This is a genomic window from Flavobacterium hungaricum (assembly GCF_015182285.1).
GTDB lineage: Bacteria > Bacteroidota > Bacteroidia > Flavobacteriales > Flavobacteriaceae > Flavobacterium > Flavobacterium hungaricum.
On sequence record NZ_PRDM01000006.1, the window covers coordinates 19,579 to 38,054 of the forward strand.

The following is an 18,476-nucleotide window of genomic DNA, read 5'->3' on the forward strand; positions in this document are numbered from 1 at the left end:
CTTATTTTACGTAGTTTTACGTATTTTAAGGATTGTTTAATATTGGTAGTAGAAAAATTAGTCAAAAATAACCCTCATTTTATGTTTTTTGACCGTTATTATGATTCATCATTTTTAGAAAATTCGCTGCAAAATTCTTCTTCAAAATTGCGAAAACCTGCACATTAACGAAAACGTTATCGTGATCGTTGCTGATCTTGTAATTTTATATGCGCGCATTGTAAATTTGACTTTTAAAAAGTATCTTTGAAAGCCTTCAAATAGATGAGAAGGTCCTGTTAAACACAAAAAACAAAAAAATAAACCGACAGCTCAAAGTTTAATTAAAACCAAGCTGAACAAAAACAATAAAATAAACGATTATGGATTTTAATCTTACTGAAGAACATCTAATGATTCAGCAGGCGGCAAGAGATTTTGCTCAAAATGAATTACTGCCTGGAGTTATTGAACGAGACGAAAAACAAATTTTTCCTACCGAACAGGTTAAGAAAATGGGTGAATTAGGATTTATGGGAATGATGGTGGATCCTAAATATGGAGGAAGCGGATTGGATGCTGTTTCATACGTAATTGCAATGGAGGAAATTTCTAAAGTAGATGCTTCTGCTTCTGTGGTCATGTCTGTAAATAATTCTTTAGTTTGCTGGGGATTACAGGAATATGGCACCGAAGAACAAAAACAAAAATATTTGCCAGGTTTAGCTTCAGGACAAATTCATGGTGCATTTTGCTTGAGTGAGCCAGAAGCAGGAAGTGATGCCACTTCTCAAAAAACAACAGCCATTGACATGGGCGATCACTATTTGGTAAACGGTACTAAAAACTGGATTACTAACGGAAATACTGCTTCTGTATATTTAGTTATAGCACAAACCCATCCAGAATTAAAACATAAGGGAATCAATGCTTTGATTATGACCAAAGACATGCCTGGTTTTTCTGTTGGTCCAAAAGAACAAAAAATGGGAATTAGAGGTTCTGATACACATTCTTTGATGTTTTCAGATGTTAAGGTCCCTAAAGAAAATAGAATAGGAGAAGATGGTTTCGGATTTAAATTTGCAATGAAAACACTTGCAGGAGGAAGAATCGGAATTGCTTCTCAGGCTTTAGGAATTGCTTCTGGAGCTTACGAATTAGCATTAAAATATTCTAAAGAGCGTAAAGCATTTGGAACGGAGATCTGCAATCATCAGGCAATTGCTTTTAAATTGGCGGACATGGCTGTTAATATTGAAGCGGCCCGTCATTTATGTATGAAAGCAGCTTGGGACAAAGACCAGCATAAAAATTACGATGTCAGCGGTGCGATGGCAAAATTATTTGCTTCGCAGGTTGCAATGGATACTTCGGTAGAAGCCGTTCAAATTCACGGAGGAAACGGATATGTAAAAGAATATCATGTAGAGCGTTTTATGCGTGATGCAAAAATTACTCAGATTTACGAAGGAACTTCTGAAATTCAGAAAATTGTAATTTCAAGATCAGTTATCGCAGGATAATAATCTCTTATAAATATTTTAAACCCTTTCGACTTTATAGATTGAAAGGGTTTTTTTATGATTATTCTGTAAGTTTTCATAAGTTTATAGATTAAATGTTGTTTTCATCTTCTAAAAAAAAACTAACTTAAACTGATATATAATGAAAAAACTCTACTTTTTACTTCCATTAGTCTTTTTAGCTTGTAAATCGAGTACTTCAACAACGGCAGAAAAAGAATCAAAATCAACTTCAAAACCTCTTGAAGTCACTTATAAAGTTAATGAAACAGAGATCTCGGATTTCTTGAAATATCTTTCTTCTGATGAATTAGAAGGTCGTGAAACAGGAACAAAGGGAATCGAAAAAGCGGCAGTTTTTTTAGAAGATTATTTAAAGAAAAACAATGTCAAACCTTATTTTAAAACCTACAGAGATACCCTTACCAATTTTAAAACCCCAGCTTTTAATATTGTCGGCGTGATCGAAGGAACAGATCCGGAGCTTAAAAAAGAGTTTGTCGTTTTGAGTGCGCATTACGACCACATTGGTTTAGAAAAAAAACAACAGCCTGATATGATTAACAATGGAGCTAATGATGATGCTTCGGGCGTAACTTCTGTTGCTGCAATGGCGAAATATTTTAGTCAAACAAAATCGAATAAAAGAAGTGTTTTGATTGTGTTTTTTGCTGGAGAAGAAAAAGGACTGCTGGGTTCAAAAAGTCTGGCACCAAAACTTAAAGCAAGAGGTTTTGATTTATACGCTCAATTGAATATCGAAATGATTGGTGTGCCAATGAAAAGAGATTATCTGGCTTACATAACTGGATTTGATTTATCGAACATGGCACAAAAGATAAACGAATACACAGGTAAAAACACTATCGGATTTTTACCTAAAGAAGCAGAGTACAAATTATTTTACAGATCAGATAACTATTCGTTTTTTCAGGCTTTTGGAAAACCGTGCCAATCGATAAGCACATTTGATTTTGAAAATTTTGATTTTTACCACCATGTTTCAGATGAATTTAAAGTAATGGATATTCCGCACATAACTTCTTTTACTCAGGAATTATTACCGGCAGTAACCAAAATTACGGATTCACCAACACAGGAAATTACTATGACTAAATAGCGGTACGTTTTGCTGCATTTGATTATTTTTGTTTCATGAAAAATATTATTGTTACAGGAACCAGCAGAGGAATTGGATATGAATTGGCATTGCAATTCGCCAATGCTGGTCATCAAGTTTTGGCTATTTCAAGAAAAGTCCCTCAAATATTAATAGAACACCCCAATGTGAGTTGTCTTTCGGTTGATTTATCAGTAGAAGATTCGCTTCAAGAAGTAGAACATTTTCTTTCTTCAACTTGGAAAAAAGTAGATGCTGTTGTTCATAATGCTGGAGCTTTGCTTTTAAAACCTTTTGCAGAAACAACACAAGCAGATTTTGAAAGTATTTATAAAGTGAATGTTTTTGCAGTGGCAAACTTAACCCGTATTTGTCTTCCCTATTTAGAAAGCGGAAGTCATGTCGTAACCATTAGTTCGATTGGCGGTGTGAGAGGAAGTTTAAAATTTGCAGGATTGGCAGCTTATAGTTCAAGTAAAGGCGCTGTTATTACTTTAACCGAATTATTAGCCGAAGAATATAAAGAGAAAGGTATTTCTTTTAACGTATTGGCCCTTGGCTCTGTTCAAACCGAAATGCTGCAAGAAGCTTTTCCGGGTTATCAGGCACCAATTTCAGCAGCAGGAATGGCAAATTATATTTATGACTTTACCTTAAATGGGAATAAATATTTTAACGGAAAGGTTTTAGAAGTTTCTTCAACTAATCCGTAGTTACATCCCAAAGTTAAAAATCCAAATTCCAATGTTTGCGAAAAGGCTTTTAACTTTTAACAAATAACTTTTAACACACATTGAGCGAAACTTTAGCCAAATATATACCGGAACATGCAGTCAAACCTGTTTTTGATTTGATTGTTAGTAATCAGGTTCATCTGAAAATCGTAAATGAGCGTCAGACGCGTCATGGTGATTACAGACGCGGACCAAGCGGTAAACATGAGATAACGGTAAACGCCAGCTTAAATAAGTATCGTTTTTTAATTACGTTAATTCATGAAATTGCACATTTGGTTGCTTTTGAAAAATTTGGACGGAATATAAAACCGCACGGAAATGAATGGAAATTTACTTTCCAGCGTTTAATGGTTCCGTTTATTCGGCCAGAGATATTTCCGAGCCAGATTCTGCCTTTGCTTGCCAGACATTTTAAAAACCCTTCGGCAAGCAGTGATACCGATACTACTTTGTCCTTGGCATTAAAACAATATGACACAGACAGCGATAAGAGTTATGTTTTTGAAATTCCGTTTGGAAGTGTTTTTAGAATAAAAAACGGAAAGGTATTCAAGAAACTTGCCGTAAGGACAAAACGTTTTGAATGCATCGAAATAAGCTCTGGAAAAACGTATCTCTTTAATCCAAATGCGGAAGTAGAAATCATTCAATAAATTTCATTAATATAAATTCCAAGTTCCAATGTTATCAGCTGGAATTTGGAATTTTTTTATGGGAGTTTTAAGTAACTTATAAATAAAAATAAAACGGATTATGATGCAAAAACTACTTAAGATTATTTTTGTTCTATCACTTTCAAATTCAATTTATTCGCAGGAAATTAAGGATGCTGTAATAAAAGAACACCGATCTAATCCGATTATTTATGCTGAGGCTTTTGGAGGTTTTGCCTGTATGGATTATTTTGGTTTAGCCGGCGGGGGAGAAGTGAATTACCAGTACAAAAAAAGTTTATTTACTTTGCGATATTCCCATTTGACAGGATATGTACAAAGAGATAGTGTTTTTTCTTTTCAAAATGTACAAGATAATGATGAATATGCTGTAATGTACGGAAGAAGATGGACGAGAAACAGTCATTCTTTTAGTGTTTCTGCCGGAGTAAGTTCTAATAATTTAAAAACAACCAGAAGAGATTTTGAGCATAACCGCTATCTGAGATATGAAAGATATTATGCCGTTCCTTTTGAAGCTAATTTTAAATGGTTTAAACCCAAAAGAAAGTCCAGTTTAATATTGAATGCAATAACCCCTAGTGTTGGTCTTAAAGTATTTGGTTCGATATCTAAGAATGTTTTCGTTGGAGCTGGATTAACATTAGGTTTAGGACTTAATAAAAAATATGAGGAATAGCTAAAAATCAAATTCCAAAAAAAATCCCAAACCCCAACTTTTACAATTGGAATTTGGGACTGGGATTTTTTTAATTTTTTTACCCTTTCAAATATGCTTCTCTTACTTTTTTGAAGAGGTTCGAAGAATAAACAAACTTCACAATGTCTTTGTTATCAGTTCTAAAGATTTCTTCTTTGGTTCCCTGCCAAGCCTTTAAACCTTTTTTCAAGAAAACGATATTTTCTCCGATTTCCATAACCGAGTTCATATCGTGCGTATTGATAACCGTTGTGATATTGTATTCTTTGGTAATTTCCTGAATCAAATTATCGATCAAAGTTGAGGTATTTGGGTCTAATCCTGAGTTAGGTTCGTCACAAAATAAATATTTTGGGTTGTTTACGATAGCGCGGGCAATTGCCACACGTTTCTGCATTCCTCCCGAAATTTCTGATGGCAATTTTTTGTGCGCCTCGACAAGATTTACTCTTTCTAAAACAAAATCAACACGTTCTTTAATTTTTGCTTTATTATCACTAGTAAACATTCTTAGCGGAAACGCAACATTTTCTTCGACAGTCATCGAGTCAAATAACGCACTTCCCTGAAATACCATTCCGATTTCAGTTCGTAATTCCCTTTTTTCGTCTTTATCTAAGTCAGAATAAATTCTTCCGTCAAATTCGATTGTTCCAGAATCTGGAGTATGAATTCCTAACAGGGTTTTTAATAAAACCGTTTTTCCAGATCCACTCTGTCCGATAATCAAATTAGTTTTTCCAGTTTCAAAAACGGTCGAAACACCTTTTAAAACTTTACTGTCACCAAATGATTTCTCTATGTTTTTTACTTCTATCATTATCCTAATAATAATTGAGTTAATATATAATTAAAAAGAATGATACAAACCGATGTCCATACAAATGATACCGTACTTGCTTTACCTACTTCTAATGCACCGCCTTTCATGTAATATCCGTGAAAAGATGGGATTGTTGCTAACAACATAGCAAAAATTAAAGTTTTGATGAAAGCATAGGTAATATGGAAAGGTATAAATTCCATTTGAGCTCCCGCAATAAAGTCTTGACTAGTAGAAAATCCGCCATAAGCAGAAGCCATCCATCCTCCAAAAATACCCAAAAACATACTAATGCAGATTACAAACGGATACATTAGCAAAGCAATAATTTTTGGAAAAACAAGATAGTTTAAAGAATTAACCCCCATTACTTCCAACGCGTCAATTTGTTCTGTAACACGCATTGTTCCGATACTTGAGGTAATGTAAGATCCCATTTTTCCTGCCATAATAACAGAAATGAAAGTAGGAGCAAACTCCAAGATAACCGATTGGCGTGTAGCAAATCCGATTAAATATTTAGGAATTAGGGGATTGGTTAAGTTTAAAGCAGTTTGAATGGCAACAACTCCTCCGATAAAGAAAGAGATAAAGCATACAATTCCAAGTGAATCAATAATAAGATCGTCAATTTCTTTTAAAATTAAGTTTTTCATTACAGGCCATTTGGTCTGTTTATTGAAAATTTCTTTAAGCATTAAAAAATATCTTCCTATTTGAGATAAATAACGAATTAGCATCATAAGTTTTAAATATTGGCTAAGTTAAAAAGAAGTTACGAGTTTTGGGGTATGAGTTGCTATTTTTCGGCAGTTTGTCGAATTATATTAACTTTTGTTTCATTTTTTGCAAACGGTACTTTCTAATAAATTTAGCTTGTTCGGTGGTAACTAATAAAGGTGTTTTGGCTTTTTTGGCTTTCCAAAAGCCTCTGATATAATCTAAAAAAAGAAATGGTTTTTTCTTCATCATGGCTAGTTTTGCAGAAGCAATTGCCGTAATCCAAAAACCATAACCTAAAGTGTAAAAAGCTTCGCCTTGTTTGTAACGAGCTGTTTTGTTGTAATTTGCGCCCGTTGGTTTGAGGTGTTTTACATGTAAGGATTCATCGGTTACGATTTTCCAATTATAATATTTACATAATAATTCGTCAACTGTATCCCAGCCCATAGCTGGTCGTAAACCACCAATTTGTTGAAACGTTTCTTTGCGATATGTTTTCAAGGCACCGCGAATATGGTCTTTATCGGTTAAATTTTCCAAAACCCATTCGCCGTTTTTATCGATGTAACAAAATCCGCCGGCCATTCCAACTCTTGCATCAGCTTCGAAATGTTTGATTATCGTTTCGAAATAATTGGGAGGAAAGATTAAATCGCCGTCAATTTTGACAATGATATCGTAATTGGAATCTAAAGTTTCAAAACCTTTTTGAAATGCCTGAATTACTTTACTCCCGGGCATATGAATCGCATCTGAAGTTTTATTGACCACAGAAATATAAGGATTCTCTTTTGCAAAACTCAATACGACTTCCTCTGTTTTATCAGTTGAATTATCATTCACAACCACAATTTTTGCAGGTAAGACAGTCTGAGAAACCAAAGATTGTAAAGTCAGGCCAATTAAATCCTGCTCGTTGTGCGCGGGAATGACGATGTAATATTTCATTTTTAAATTCCAATTTTTTTAAATTCCAAATTCCAATTCTTGAGAATAAATCCCAACTTTTTTAAATTCCAAATTCCAATTAAATATGCTTCAATTGGAATTTGGAATTTTATTTTTTGGAATTTGCCTTTAGGCTTTTATTTTTTCCGCGACTACGATATAATATCGAGGCGTGAAATATCTTAATAAGGGTCTTAATCCAAACTTTTTTACCGGATGTGTAAATTGCAGGCGGTCTGTTATTTTCCAGCCTGTTTTTTCTAAAAGCCAGTCTAACTGCCAGTCTTCAAATTCATGGTAATGTCTGTCCCACATATCTGTTTTAGAACGATATGCCGGAGAAAACCATAAACGCAACGGAATTGAAATTAACAATTTATCGCATTTTACGTTTTGTAAAATGGTGTATGGATTTAGCAGATGTTCGAAAATTTCAAATGCTGTAAAAACGGTATATTGTTCTGTTTGTAAAGCCGTTTGATCGTTATCTAAATCTTCGCCTTTTGTGTTTTTTACTGTATAACCATTCTCTTCCATTATTTTAGAAAACGGATTGGGTACGCCAAAATCAAAAATGGTTTCTGATGTGCTTACGTGCTTTTGTAAAAACTCTAAGGTAAGTTTGAATCTTTTATTCGGAAACGTTTTTTCGTACATAGTTATTGCGAGGAACGGAACAGCTCTCGTTCTTGATTTTAATTAGGTCGCAAATATACTAAAAAAGTATTCAGTGTTAAGTTTTTAGTGAACGGTGTAGTCATTTAGATTAGAGTAACAGTGTTCAGATTTTAGTTATTGTAATTAGTTAGTCCTTTTTAAACGGAAATTAAATTCTGCGTAAAATGGAACTGCATACTAAAAGCTGAACACTGATTACTATAAATTAATATCTGTAAACAAAGGCATTGACATTCATTCCGGCTCCAACTGAAGCAAAAATGACAACGTCGCCTTTATTAATTTCGTGATTTTCTATTTCTCCTTTTAGAATTAAATCAAAAAGTGTTGGTACAGTTGCTACACTGCTGTTTCCTAAATCGTGAATGCTCATTGGCATAATGTCTTTAGGAGGGGTTTTGTCGTAAAGTTTGTAAAAACGCTCGATGATGGCTTCGTCCATTTTCTCATTGGCTTGGTGAATCAGGATTTTCTTTACTTCCTCGATTCCGATACCGCTTTTATCTAGACAGCTTTTCATTGCATTTGGAACCTGACTTAAAGCAAATTCGTAAATTTTACGACCGTACATTTTAATGTACTTAATATCTGGGTCTAATTCTGGGTTGTATGATTTTCCGAAGTAAAGAAAATTAGCTTCGTCATTGGCAAAAGTGGCACTTTCGTAAGACAGTAAACCAGCTTCATCTGTTGAAAGTTCCAATACAGAAGCTCCCGCACCATCTGAATAAATCATTGAATCGCGGTCGTGGTCGTCAACCACTCTTGATAATGTTTCGGCACCAATAACCAAAACGCGCTTAGCCATTCCAGATTTAATGAAGGCATTAGCCTGCAAAACTCCTTCGATCCAGCCTGGACAGCCAAAAAGAATATCGTAAGCTACACATTTTGGATTTTTTACACCCAATTTGTTTTTTACTCTAGTGGCTAAACTTGGAAGAATATCCGTTTGATTTGTTCCTATTTTTACATCACCAAAATTATGAGCAAAAATAATATAGTCTAAAGATTCTTTGTCAATAGCGGCATTTTCAATTGCTTTTTCGGCAGCAAAAAATGCTAAATCCGAAGCATTATATTGATCTTCGGCATAACGGCGGTTTTCGATACCAGTTATTCCTTTGAATTTTTTAATTACCACTTCATTCGGATAACCAAAAGGTGTTCCGTCTTCATTTAAAAAAACATGGTCGCCAAAGTCAGTATTACTGACTGATTTAGTAGGTATATAACTTCCTGTACCGATTATTTTAATTTTCATTTTTTCCCGTTTATCCGATAAATTTATTGCTAAAGTATAAATAATATTATGATAACTATCATAAAAAATACTATGCATGCATATAATTATGAAATAACTATTATTTAGTATATATATTGTTTATTTTTTAATGATTTTTTAATTTTTCCGAGATTTCAAACGATTGAAGAAAAGTAAAATATTTTAAAAAAGTTTCAATTTTCATGTTTTAAGCTGCCTCACAGAACTTAAAATGGGAGTCTTGAAATCTGAAATTAATTTTAAACCTGTCTTGTTTTTCTTGCGTGAGGGATAGGAGCAAACTGCCCAAGCAGTGCGGATAGCCCGACAGCATCCCGATAAGAGGGCGTATATACACAAAGTATTTTTTGCCCTCTTATCGGGATGGTGGCACGCCCAGATGACTTTAGATTAGAAAAGTTTCATGTTTCAAGTTTCATGTTTCAAGTTTCAGGTTATGCAAAAACCTGAAACTTGAAACATGAAACAAAAAAACAAACCCGACAGATTTCCTGTCGGGTTCTAAAATATTTAAAGAAAAACTAATTCTTAGTTTTCCATGTAAGCTTCGATAGGAGCACAGCTGCAAACTAAATTTCTGTCACCGTAAGCATCATCTACACGACGAACTGATGGCCAGAATTTATTTTCGGCAATGTAATCTAATGGGTAAGCTGCTTTTTCTCTTGTGTAAGGGAAATCCCAAGCGTCTGTAGTTAACATTGCTAATGTGTGCGGTGCGTTTTTCAATACGTTGTTTTTATCATCGGCTGTTGCAGCTTCGATCTCTTTTCTGATTGAAATAAGGGCATCACAAAAACGATCTAATTCTGCTAAATCTTCAGATTCAGTAGGCTCGATCATTAAAGTTCCTGCTACAGGGAAAGAAACCGTAGGAGCGTGGAAACCGTAATCCATCAAACGTTTTGCGATATCACCAACTTCAATTCCGTTTTCTTTAAATGCGCGACAATCTAAAATCATTTCGTGAGCTGCTCTGCCGCATTCTCCTGTGTAAAGAATTGGGTAGTGACCTTCAAAACGTGCTTTCATGTAGTTGGCATTTAAAATCGCGTGTTCTGTAGCGCTTTTTAATCCTTCAGCACCCATCATTGTGATGTAACCGTAAGAAATCAAACATACCAAAGCAGATCCGTAAGGTGCAGATGAAATAGCTGTAATGGCTTGTTCACCGCCAACGTTTAAAATTGGGTTTGTTGGTAAAAACGGAACCAGTTTTTCGTTCACGCAAATTGGTCCAACTCCAGGTCCGCCGCCACCATGAGGAATAGCGAATGTTTTGTGTAAGTTTAAGTGACAAACGTCAGCGCCAATTGTTGCAGGATTTGTTAATCCAACTTGTGCGTTCATGTTGGCACCATCCATATATACTAATCCGCCGTTTTCGTGGATTAATTTAGTAATTTCAATAATTGAAGATTCGAAAACTCCGTGAGTAGAAGGATACGTTACCATTAAACAAGATAAATCATCTTTATGTTCAATTGCTTTTTCTCTTAAATCTTCTACGTCAATGTTTCCTTCTGGAGTCGTTTTAGTAACAATGATTTTCATTCCAGCCATCGCTGCAGAAGCAGGATTGGTTCCGTGAGCAGATGAAGGAATTAAACATACATTACGGTGGCCTTCGTTTCTTGATAAGTGGTAAGCACGAATAGCCATTAAACCAGCATATTCTCCCTGAGCTCCAGAGTTTGGCTGTAAAGTTGTTCCCGCAAATCCGGTAATAACGTTTAATTGCTGCTCTAATTTTTTAAGCATCGTGATATAACCTTCTGCTTGCTCTACTGGTGCAAATGGGTGAATGCTGTTCCAGTTTGGCATTGAAAGAGGCAGCATTTCAGAAGCTGCGTTTAGTTTCATCGTACAAGAACCTAATGAAATCATTGAGTGATTCAATGATAAATCTTTACGCTCTAATTTTTTGATGTAACGCATTAACTGACTTTCTGAATGATGATTATTGAAAACATCATGCGTTAAGAAAGAAGATGTTCTCTCTAATGAAGCCGGTAATTGACTTGCTGCAGTTAATTCAGAAACGGTAATAGTTTCTTTTCCAACAGCCTCAGCAAAAATCGCAATAATTTGGTTGATGTCGGCAATTGAAGTCGTTTCGTTGAATGAAATCGAAATCGTGTCAGCATCAGGATAGAAGAAGTTTACTTCGTTTTTCTCTGCAGCAGCTTTTACTTTTTGAGCGTCTGCTTTTACCAAAATAGTATCAAAGTAAGCCGTGTTGGTTTGGTAAACGCCTAATTTATTTAAAGCTTCGGCAGCAGTAACTGCAGATGCATGAACTTTGTTTGCAATATATTTTAAACCTTTTGGTCCGTGGTAAACCGCGTACATTCCGGCCATAACTGCTAATAAAACCTGAGCAGTACAAATATTTGAAGTTGCTTTTTCACGTTTAATGTGCTGCTCACGAGTTCCTAATGCCATACGTAAAGCGCGGTTTCCGTTTACATCAATAGAAACTCCGATGATACGACCCGGCATAGAGCGTTTGTATTCGTCTTTAGTTGCAAAAAAAGCAGCGTGAGGACCTCCGTAACCCATTGGTACACCAAAACGCTGTGTAGTTCCAACCACTACAGCAGCTCCCATTTCTCCTGGAGAAGTTAACGCAGCCAATGATAAAATATCAGCAGCAAAGGCAACTTTAATTTCGTTTTCTTTTGCTTTAGCAACAAAAGCGCTATAATCGTTTACCTGACCGTATTTTCCTGGATATTGTAAAATGGCTCCGAAGAACTCATTTGAAAAATCAAAGTTTTCGTGGTTTCCAACAACCAATTCAATTCCGATTGGAGTCGAACGTGTTTGCAGTACAGATAAAGTCTGTGGTAAAATTTCTTCAGAAACGAAGAATTTGTGTGTATTGTTTTTCTTTTGATCGCGGGTACGAACGTCAAATAATAACGCCATCGCCTCAGCTGCAGCCGTTCCTTCGTCAAGTAAAGAAGCGTTTGCGATTTCCATTCCCGTTAATTCGATAACTGTAGTCTGGAAATTTAAAATTGCTTCAAGACGACCTTGAGCAATTTCTGCCTGATAAGGCGTGTAAGCCGTGTACCATCCTGGGTTTTCGAAGATGTTTCTTTGAATCGGAGCCGGAACAATAGTTGGGTGATACCCCAAACCGATATACGATTTGAATACTTTATTTTTCTTTCCTAATTCCTGAATATGATTTGCGAATTCGTATTCTGTCATCGCAGGATCTAAGTTCAAAGGTGCTTTTAGACGAATATCATCTGGAAGGGTTTCATAAACAAGTTGTTCAATAGAGTCAACTCCAATAGTCTTCAACATGTACGGAAGATCGGTTTCTCTTGGGCCAATGTGTCTTAAAGCAAAAGCATCTGTTCTCATTTGTAGCTATCTAATTTTTTAAGGTCAATGCCATCAGCCTCAGTTTTATGGGGCAAATAACATTTGAAAGTAAATGTGTTGTTTTTTTGTGGCGCAAAATTAAGTATTATTAATAATTTAATAGGTATTTTTAACTTCAATTTTTATCAAATTTCTAACTAAAGAGTTGATTTGTTACTAATTGATTAGATTTGAGCTATGAAACTTCTAAAACAACTATTAGATTTTTATTTAAACAGCAGTATTCACGTGGCTTTGTCATGTTATGCTCTGGTTCATATAACTTTCCATGTGTTTCATATTCAGTATGATGAAGCCATGACTTTATTTGTTTTTTTTGGAACTATTGTAGGGTATAACTTTGTAAAATACGATGCGCTCGTTCGACTAAAGAAAAAACCAATCGGAATACAGTTAAAAATCATTGCCTTTTTAAGTTTTATTTCGCTGCTTTTGGTCGGCTATTATTTTTTTCAATTAAAACGGATTACACAAATTGTCTCTTTCGGAATTTTTGCCATAACAGCACTTTATACTTTACCCTTTTTTCCGAACAGAAGAAATGCCAGAAACTGGGCAGGCGTAAAAATTTATATTGTGGCCATTTGCTGGGTTGGAGCCACTTTGGTTTTGCCTTTAATAAATGCTGAAATTCCGTTTTCTATAGATTTCTTTATCAAATGCATACAGCGTTTTGTATTGGTTTTTGTATTGATTTTAGTTTTCGAAATTTTAGATCTTGCCAATGACGATCCGCATTTGCAAACCGTTCCGCAGACAATCGGAGTCAAAAAAACCAAACTTTTAGGCTTTTTATTATTGATTCCGTTTTGGTTTTTAGAGATTTTTATTTCGTCTTTTAATTATCACGATGCCATTATAAATTTGATAATGGTTGTAATGTTAATGTTGTTTATCTTTTTTGCCAATCCAAACCGTTCCAAATATTATACTTCTTTTTGGGTCGAAAGCGTTCCGATTTTCTGGTGGCTAATGATTGTTTATCTGTAGCAATAAATTTATTTTGGGCGTGACCCCGTTTCGGTAAACGGGCAAAATACTTTGCGCTTATTCGCCCGCTTACCAAAACGGGGTCGGGCTATCCGCGCTGCTTCGGCAGCCAGCTCCTATCCCTCACGCAGACGTAAAACGAGAAAAATCATTTTCAAACAGACAAAAAACAAAGAGCTCGAACGGAGTTAACTATTTATTGAAATCCAATGTGTGATTGAATAGAGCCTTTAAAGGTAGATAGATACGATTCTAAAAATGTACCGCTCCGCTGGAGCTCAAGCCTGCAATGGTATTTTTTTATAAATATTTAATTCCTCCGGAGCTTTGTTACTTTATTAACGCAGATTTCTAATCTAATCTGTGCTGGCAATTTCACTATCTGGTGTCATTTTAAATCTCACTTCATGTCAAAGAATAGCCATTCTATGACATTTTTCCTCTAATCTCTACAAATCTGATATAGTTTTGATACAGCTAAAAGAAAGTTATTGGGTTTTTAATTCCAGATTTTCAGTTAGTTAAAGTTTTCCAAAAACATTAAAAATACCCATCAAACAAGTGGAGCAGACCCCACGAAAAAAAACGAGGCGGTTCCGAAAAGCCATACGAGTAGGAAACCTAAAAACAAAAATTATGTCAGATTTATTAGCAGGTGCTTACTTAGCAAAAGGCACAATCGGAAATGTGGGAACTCCAGGCGCTCCAATCGCAACATTTAATTTAGTTGTTGTACCGTCACAGCATTCAGTAACTGGTACAGTTGTAATTACCCAGGCTGTTCAAGGTCCTAGTAGTCATATTGTAGTTCAAGTAAAAGGAAAAATATATCATACTGGACTTGGAAAAATTACTCAGGTAGTAAGTCTTCACGGGCAATATATACAATCTTTCCCGCCGCCGGCAATTGGAGCTTTCCCAGCAGATTTCGATGCTCATTTAGCTATTGATGATGAATGGAATGGAGTTGGAGGTTTCTCTTACTACCAACACCATATCGAAAATGTACCAGTTGCTTCTGCTAGAAAAGCAGAATTGGTATAAGGAAACTTTAGAAAAGGAATTCTGTGAATCAGCATAGCGATTCCTGACTCAATAAGAGTTACAATACAAAAGCCGCCTGATTTGGGCGGTTTTTTATTAAAGCAAAGTTGTTTTAAATTCTCAAAAAATTGAATTCCCCCATCACTTTAAAAATAAAAAAATGATAAGAAAAGCTATTGTTTTTGGTATAGTGTGCATTGTTATCATAACAAGTGTATTGCTGGCTATTTATCACAATAGAGCGATAATACTAAGGAAAATGATTCCTTCTGCATATACCAGCGTTGCAGCCGATTCATTGCACAAAGTCAAATTAGTAAAAAATAATTAATTCTTTTCGGCTGTTTCAGTCAAGATTTTATTTCTTTCTAAAAGGAATTTGGTAAGGTGTTTTTTTAAAGTTAAAACATCAAACAATTTCCCGAAAATCCCAAACGGAGTTTCATACTGCAGGAGATCTGTCATGATTGTAACTCCGTTTACTTCTTTAAAATAATGTTTGTGTTTAAAGGATTTGAATTTCCCTTCTTCCATTTCATCCAAAAAATAATTATACAGCTCCATTTTAATAATTCGGGTTTTGTGAGTTAAGTAAAATCCGAAATACCTGCCCTTCCAGGTTACCGTTTCACCTTCATTAATTAATCCGGTTGTGACACCGGCAATCGCTTTTTCATTTAATGATGCTGTAGATTTTTGATGCAGATCGATATCTCTTGCCGTATCAAAAACGATTTGTATCGGCGCATTTATTTTGGTTGTGAGTTGAATTGTTGTCATAATTTTCAAATAAATTAAAAAGTATTTTTCTTTTCGATTTCAGGTAATGCTTCATCAATTCTTTTTGCCAATTCAGGTAATTTAATCGTTGGAACTGCAGGAAATAAATGATGTTCTAAATGATAAAACATGCTAAAAGTGATTTTGTTTTTCCAGCCTTTGCGTTGCGTTCTGGCATATTCTGGTGAATCTTCGGTGTCATGATGCACAGTCCAAACGGCGAAAAAAGCCATTAAGAATTCGGCAAAAACCATTACAATAATGTGGTACATCAAAAAGTGAATATTAAAATAGAAAACCAAAAAAGCGACGATTGCAATTGAAGTAAGTTCTAAAATTACATTTTTGACATAATTTTTATTCCCCAGCTGCAACGTGATTTTATGAATTAAAAACATATGAACAGGCCCATACAAAATAGCGCCGTACCAAGTCATTCTTGCAGATTTTCCCTCGTAATCGTCTTCGGTCAAACAATATTTATGATGTCTGATGTGATTAAATTTTACGGCATGAATAGAAACCATTAATAATATACTATTGGTGTAAAGTGTCAACCAAGTTAAAAACTTATTTGTTCCTAATGAATTATGAAAACCATTGTGAACTTGACGCAAACCTGCCAAAAAGAAAAAGGCTGAAAACGGAAGCGCAAGCAGATAATAACCAAAATAAGAAAGTGCCATAGAAGCCAAAAACCACGGAATAGTAAGGTTGTTTTCGATCAGCATTTCTTTGAATGTAAGGGTTTTTAAATCTTTCCATTGCACTTTTTTGAGTATTTCCTGATGTGTCATTTTGTTTTTGGCTTAGGTTTAGTTTTGTTTTTTTGATTGGTTTTATTTGGTTAAAGATTCTGGATCATTGCTTGATTTTAGCTTAAAAAATGATCCTATTATGATTGCCGGTATCGAATAAGATACAGCAATATTCATTGCAATTGTGCCGCCTATAATTTTTAAGGTTAAGAAAATGCCGATCACAAAAGTTGAAGTTAAAATTACTTTTATATAATTACTTTTAAGGTTATGGTTTTCTAAAAAAACGAAAAGAGAAATAGCAAACAGAAAAGTTGGAATAGAGAATAGACCACCAATAACGAGCGCCAGAAAGTAAAATTTGATGTTGGTAAAGAGATTTGATCCGCTTGGATTTTGTGTTGCTATTGCCATTTCAATCATAAAAACAATTGGTCCGCTGATAAGCATTAAAATCCATAATCTTACTAAATAAATCCAATTCATTCTTAAAGTAAATTTTTAAAAGCATTATCAATATTTTCAAACTGAAATGTAAAACCGTTTTCTAAAAGTCTTTTCGGAACTACATTTCTACTTTTCAAAACCAATTCGGTTTCTGTTCGAATGAAAAAAGAGCCAATTTCTAAAAGTGTTTTATTTAATGGAATTCCAAAAGGAGCGCGAACTGCTTTTCTCAATTTAAACATAAAATCAATGTTTCGAACGGGTTTTGGAGCAACGACATTTACTTTTCCGCTCATTTCTTTTTCAATAATAAAAGCAGCTGCACGCGCAAAGTCTTCTTCATGAATCCAGCTTACAAATTGATTGCCTTTTCCTTGTTTTCCGCCAAAACCAAACTTTGCCAAAGTCTTTAACGGAATTAAAGCGCCGCCATTTTTTCCTAAAACAATAGAAGTTCGCAAAGCGGTTTTTAATGTATTTGGAGTTTCAGTTTTAAAGAATGCTTTTTCCCAAGAAAGCGCGACATTCATAGAGAAATCATTTCCAGTTTCGCCATCAACTTCATCCATTTCTTTGTCTAATGAAAATCTGTAGATTGTCGCTGTTGAGGAATTCAGCCAATGTTTCGGCGGATTTTTGCAACTTAAAACTGCTTTGTTGAGAATTTTGGTGCTTTCAATTCGGGATAATAAAATTTCTCTTTTATTTTTTTGAGTATAACGACAATCAACTGATTTTCCTGCAAGATTTATTAGAACGTCGGCGTTTTCTAATTCTTTTTCCCAGCCAGAAAAAGTTCTGGCATTCCAGTTTACATATTTAATTCCGTCAATAATTTGTGATTTTCCTCTGGTCAGGATTACAATTTCTTCAAATTTGTTTTTGAAATGACTGACTAAGACCTGTCCTAGAAATCCTGTTCCGGCTGCTATAATAAGTTTACTCATGCGATCTGTTTTTTAGCCGAGAATTGACGGATTTAATTTTTTTTTAAAGTAAAAAATATCCCGTTTGCAAATTCGTGGCAGACTCTTTTTTGAAAATTAGTTTAATATTAAAAATAAAGCGATAAATCGGTATAGTATCCATGTGAAACAAAGATAAAATGGAAGTTTCAAAATTTTTGTTCTTCTAAAATGCTCCGCAAACATTATGAAAACCGTTACTCCAAACCATCCTAAAACTATCAATTCAGGAACAATAATAAATTTACTCAGAATCAAAATCGGAACTAAAACAAGAGAGCCCATCAAAGACACTGTCATTAGATTTCCAGCATAATTCAAAATTGTTTTTCTGTCGAATTTTAAAAGAAACAAGCTTTGAAAAACAATTTGTCCGCAAGCTAAAACAATTTCTCTCCAAATGGTTGTTTTAGGTAAAATCAGTATCAAATTAGAATATCCAAATAAAACCAAAGTCGTAATAGTTACAGCAAATCCGATAAACATAAAACGATATTTGTAATTGAAATCAGGGATGCACTGCAGCTTATTCTCTTCTTTTGCATTTGCTGGAATAATCACTTTACGATTGTAAGAAATAAAAGAATAGAGTTTTTTTAATGTAAAATGAATTGGTTTTACATTCGCAATTTTTTCAATCCACGGAAAAGAATTTCCAAGAACTTTGATCAAACTGTCAATTCCGTACATCACCGTTTTGGTTTTGTTATTAACCAAAGCAATTTCATTTGAAGCACGATTTAAGTCTATAAAATTTTGTTCTTCTGCAGACAATTGACAGTAAGATTTTCTTCCGTTTTGATCTAACATACCGCTTTTTACAAATCCAATGGTATATAAATTGCAAAGCGGACAATCTTCATCGTAAAGCAAAGTTTGGTTTTCGAGCGTTTTCATGAC

General features: G+C 34.6%; 18 protein-coding genes. 7 read left to right on the forward strand and 11 right to left on the reverse strand.

The window, feature by feature from the left end:
• Positions 1 to 362 precede the first annotated feature (362 nt).
• The 5 genes from C4F50_RS21990 to C4F50_RS22010 all read left to right on the forward strand — a co-directional run bounded on the left by C4F50_RS21990 (position 363) and on the right by C4F50_RS22010 (position 4,715).
• Complete coding sequence (locus C4F50_RS21990; protein WP_194140806.1) at positions 363 to 1,505, forward strand: acyl-CoA dehydrogenase; 1,143 nt, start codon at positions 363 to 365, stop codon at positions 1,503 to 1,505.
• Between the two features lie 142 nt (positions 1,506 to 1,647).
• Positions 1,648 to 2,625 (forward strand): M28 family peptidase, encoded by a 978-nt coding sequence (locus C4F50_RS21995; RefSeq protein ID WP_194140807.1) that lies wholly within the window; start codon positions 1,648 to 1,650, stop codon positions 2,623 to 2,625.
• A gap of 35 nt (positions 2,626 to 2,660) precedes the next feature.
• On the forward strand, positions 2,661 to 3,338 hold the full coding sequence (locus tag C4F50_RS22000) for an SDR family NAD(P)-dependent oxidoreductase (RefSeq protein ID WP_194140808.1): 678 nt from the start codon (positions 2,661 to 2,663) through the stop codon (positions 3,336 to 3,338).
• Positions 3,339 to 3,418: 80 nt separating this feature from the next.
• The gene (locus C4F50_RS22005) at positions 3,419 to 4,015 is read left to right on the forward strand and encodes a SprT-like domain-containing protein (protein WP_194140809.1); all 597 of its coding nucleotides are present in this window, start codon (positions 3,419 to 3,421) and stop codon (positions 4,013 to 4,015) included.
• Positions 4,016 to 4,115: 100 nt separating this feature from the next.
• Positions 4,116 to 4,715, forward strand: a complete 600-nt coding sequence (locus C4F50_RS22010; RefSeq protein WP_194140810.1) for a hypothetical protein — start codon at positions 4,116 to 4,118, stop codon at positions 4,713 to 4,715.
• A gap of 79 nt (positions 4,716 to 4,794) precedes the next feature.
• Here the strand turns inward: C4F50_RS22010 and C4F50_RS22015 are convergent, their stop codons facing one another.
• From C4F50_RS22015 to gcvP, 6 genes are all read right to left on the reverse strand, one after another.
• Entirely contained in the window at positions 4,795 to 5,556 is a 762-nt protein-coding gene (locus C4F50_RS22015; RefSeq protein WP_194140811.1) for an ABC transporter ATP-binding protein, read from the reverse strand.
• A complete protein-coding gene (locus C4F50_RS22020) occupies positions 5,556 to 6,302 on the reverse strand; it encodes an MlaE family ABC transporter permease (RefSeq protein ID WP_194140812.1) in 747 nt (248 codons plus the stop codon). The genes C4F50_RS22015 and C4F50_RS22020 overlap by 1 nt, the downstream gene beginning before the upstream one ends.
• Before the next feature lie 79 nt (positions 6,303 to 6,381).
• Positions 6,382 to 7,230, reverse strand: a complete 849-nt coding sequence (locus C4F50_RS22025) for a glycosyltransferase family 2 protein (RefSeq protein ID WP_194140813.1) — start codon at positions 7,228 to 7,230, stop codon at positions 6,382 to 6,384.
• 129 nt (positions 7,231 to 7,359) lie between these two features.
• A complete protein-coding gene (locus C4F50_RS22030; RefSeq protein ID WP_194140814.1) occupies positions 7,360 to 7,887 on the reverse strand; it encodes a methyltransferase in 528 nt (175 codons plus the stop codon).
• Between the two features lie 226 nt (positions 7,888 to 8,113).
• Positions 8,114 to 9,172 carry a 3-oxoacyl-ACP synthase III family protein gene (locus C4F50_RS22035; RefSeq protein WP_194140815.1) on the reverse strand — a complete coding sequence of 353 codons (1,059 nt, stop codon included), beginning with the start codon at positions 9,170 to 9,172 and terminating at the stop codon, positions 8,114 to 8,116.
• A gap of 549 nt (positions 9,173 to 9,721) precedes the next feature.
• Complete coding sequence (gcvP, locus tag C4F50_RS22040; protein WP_194140816.1) at positions 9,722 to 12,571, reverse strand: aminomethyl-transferring glycine dehydrogenase; 2,850 nt, start codon at positions 12,569 to 12,571, stop codon at positions 9,722 to 9,724.
• A gap of 198 nt (positions 12,572 to 12,769) precedes the next feature.
• On the opposite strand from gcvP, the gene C4F50_RS22045 reads away from it, so the two are divergent.
• The gene (locus tag C4F50_RS22045) at positions 12,770 to 13,582 is read left to right on the forward strand and encodes a hypothetical protein (protein ID WP_194140817.1); all 813 of its coding nucleotides are present in this window, start codon (positions 12,770 to 12,772) and stop codon (positions 13,580 to 13,582) included.
• 636 nt (positions 13,583 to 14,218) lie between these two features.
• On the forward strand, positions 14,219 to 14,626 hold the full coding sequence (locus C4F50_RS22050) for a DUF1842 domain-containing protein (RefSeq protein WP_194140818.1): 408 nt from the start codon (positions 14,219 to 14,221) through the stop codon (positions 14,624 to 14,626).
• Between the two features lie 327 nt (positions 14,627 to 14,953).
• Here C4F50_RS22050 and C4F50_RS22055 read toward each other — a convergent pair whose 3' ends face one another.
• The 5 genes from C4F50_RS22055 to C4F50_RS22075 form a co-directional block, all read right to left on the reverse strand.
• Complete coding sequence (locus C4F50_RS22055; protein ID WP_194140819.1) at positions 14,954 to 15,406, reverse strand: SRPBCC family protein; 453 nt, start codon at positions 15,404 to 15,406, stop codon at positions 14,954 to 14,956.
• Positions 15,407 to 15,420: 14 nt separating this feature from the next.
• The gene (locus tag C4F50_RS22060) at positions 15,421 to 16,203 is read right to left on the reverse strand and encodes a fatty acid desaturase family protein (protein WP_194140820.1); all 783 of its coding nucleotides are present in this window, start codon (positions 16,201 to 16,203) and stop codon (positions 15,421 to 15,423) included.
• A gap of 42 nt (positions 16,204 to 16,245) precedes the next feature.
• Positions 16,246 to 16,650, reverse strand: a complete 405-nt coding sequence (locus C4F50_RS22065) for a hypothetical protein (protein ID WP_194140821.1) — start codon at positions 16,648 to 16,650, stop codon at positions 16,246 to 16,248.
• A 2-nt stretch (positions 16,651 to 16,652) separates the two neighbouring features.
• A complete protein-coding gene (locus C4F50_RS22070; RefSeq protein WP_194140822.1) occupies positions 16,653 to 17,558 on the reverse strand; it encodes a TIGR01777 family oxidoreductase in 906 nt (301 codons plus the stop codon).
• A 96-nt stretch (positions 17,559 to 17,654) separates the two neighbouring features.
• Entirely contained in the window at positions 17,655 to 18,473 is an 819-nt protein-coding gene (locus tag C4F50_RS22075; protein ID WP_194140823.1) for a DCC1-like thiol-disulfide oxidoreductase family protein, read from the reverse strand.
• Between the last annotated feature and the right edge of the window lie 3 nt (positions 18,474 to 18,476).

Bases quoted from the DNA above. Each gene is read 5' to 3' on its own strand.
- C4F50_RS21990 (WP_194140806.1), top strand. From the start codon at position 363: ATGGATTTTAATCTTACTGAAGAACATCTAATGATTCAGCAGGCGGCA.
- C4F50_RS21995 (WP_194140807.1), top strand. From the start codon at position 1,648: ATGAAAAAACTCTACTTTTTACTTCCATTAGTCTTTTTAGCTTGTAAA.
- C4F50_RS22000 (WP_194140808.1), top strand. From the start codon at position 2,661: ATGAAAAATATTATTGTTACAGGAACCAGCAGAGGAATTGGATATGAA.
- C4F50_RS22010 (WP_194140810.1), top strand. From the start codon at position 4,116: ATGATGCAAAAACTACTTAAGATTATTTTTGTTCTATCACTTTCAAAT.
- C4F50_RS22015 (WP_194140811.1), bottom strand. From the start codon at position 5,556: ATGATAGAAGTAAAAAACATAGAGAAATCATTTGGTGACAGTAAAGTT.
- C4F50_RS22020 (WP_194140812.1), bottom strand. From the start codon at position 6,302: ATGATGCTAATTCGTTATTTATCTCAAATAGGAAGATATTTTTTAATG.
- C4F50_RS22025 (WP_194140813.1), bottom strand. From the start codon at position 7,230: ATGAAATATTACATCGTCATTCCCGCGCACAACGAGCAGGATTTAATT.
- C4F50_RS22030 (WP_194140814.1), bottom strand. From the start codon at position 7,887: ATGTACGAAAAAACGTTTCCGAATAAAAGATTCAAACTTACCTTAGAG.
- C4F50_RS22035 (WP_194140815.1), bottom strand. From the start codon at position 9,172: ATGAAAATTAAAATAATCGGTACAGGAAGTTATATACCTACTAAATCA.
- gcvP (WP_194140816.1), bottom strand. From the start codon at position 12,571: ATGAGAACAGATGCTTTTGCTTTAAGACACATTGGCCCAAGAGAAACC.
- C4F50_RS22045 (WP_194140817.1), top strand. From the start codon at position 12,770: ATGAAACTTCTAAAACAACTATTAGATTTTTATTTAAACAGCAGTATT.
- C4F50_RS22050 (WP_194140818.1), top strand. From the start codon at position 14,219: ATGTCAGATTTATTAGCAGGTGCTTACTTAGCAAAAGGCACAATCGGA.
- C4F50_RS22055 (WP_194140819.1), bottom strand. From the start codon at position 15,406: ATGACAACAATTCAACTCACAACCAAAATAAATGCGCCGATACAAATC.
- C4F50_RS22060 (WP_194140820.1), bottom strand. From the start codon at position 16,203: ATGACACATCAGGAAATACTCAAAAAAGTGCAATGGAAAGATTTAAAA.
- C4F50_RS22065 (WP_194140821.1), bottom strand. From the start codon at position 16,650: ATGAATTGGATTTATTTAGTAAGATTATGGATTTTAATGCTTATCAGC.
- C4F50_RS22070 (WP_194140822.1), bottom strand. From the start codon at position 17,558: ATGAGTAAACTTATTATAGCAGCCGGAACAGGATTTCTAGGACAGGTC.
- C4F50_RS22075 (WP_194140823.1), bottom strand. From the start codon at position 18,473: ATGAAAACGCTCGAAAACCAAACTTTGCTTTACGATGAAGATTGTCCG.